This is a genomic window from Microbacterium sp. HMWF026 (genome assembly GCF_003061325.1).
GTDB classification, from domain to species: domain Bacteria; phylum Actinomycetota; class Actinomycetes; order Actinomycetales; family Microbacteriaceae; genus Microbacterium; species Microbacterium testaceum_E.
Genome location: NZ_QAJB01000438.1, coordinates 1 through 893, shown reverse-complemented (window position 1 = coordinate 893; position 893 = coordinate 1). Strand labels below are relative to the sequence as shown.

1 protein-coding gene is annotated in these 893 nt (G+C 75.0%); it reads left to right on the top strand.

Annotated features, from left to right (window positions below):
- Positions 1 to 80: 80 nt before the first annotated feature.
- Positions 81 to 893 (top strand): ABC transporter permease (locus DBR36_RS15890; protein ID WP_108320679.1); only part of this gene is annotated, 813 nt, incomplete at its 3' end.

The window sequence follows — 893 nt, the reverse complement described above, 5'->3', positions numbered from 1 at the left end:
CCCTTGCCCCGATGCCCCGGCGCGGGCTCACGACGACGCTGGAGGAGTGCCGGCGAGATCCGCCGGCGGAAGGAGGCGACGTGTACGTCGCATGGCGCGATCTGCGGTTCGCCCGCGGGCGGTTCGCCCTCATCGGGGCGGTCGTCGCCCTCATCACCCTGCTCGTCGGCTTCCTCTCGGGCCTGACCGGCGGCCTCGCCGCGCAGAACGTCTCGGCCGTCCTCGCGCTCCCCGGTGACCGGCTCGTCCTGCACCCGGTGGGCGACGCCGCCGCCACGTTCGCGGACTCGGCCATCGACGACGACACGGTCGCGGCCTGGCGCACGGCGCCGGGGGTCGACGCGGTCGCTGCCGTGGGCATCGTGCAGACCCGCGCCGAGGGCCCGGGCGGCTCGGGCGGGGTGGCGTTGTTCGGACTCGATGCCGGGACGACGTTCCCCGCCCCGACCCACGACGGCGACGTCGACCTGTCGTCCGGCGCGGCCACGGCCCTGGGCGCGGCCGCGGGCGACGAGGTGACGATCGCCGGGCAGAGCTTCCGCGTCGCCGGGATCGGCGACGACCTGTCGTACAGCCACACGCCGGTGGTGTCGATGACCTCGGCGGCGTGGAGGGCGCTCGACCAGCGGCTCGGCGGGACGGGAGCGGCGACGGTGCTCGCGGTCGACGGCACCCCCGCGTGGGACGAGATCGCCGCGGGCACGGGGACGGTGGCATCCCCTCCCCTGTCGAGCCTGACCGCCCTGCCGACGTTCCGGTCCGAGATCGGCTCGCTCGCGTTGATGATCGCGATGCTCTTCGGCGTCTCGGCGCTCGTCGTCGGCGCGTTCTTCACGGTGTGGACGATGCAGCGCTCCGCGGACGTCGCCGTGCTCAAGGCGCTGGGTGCGAGC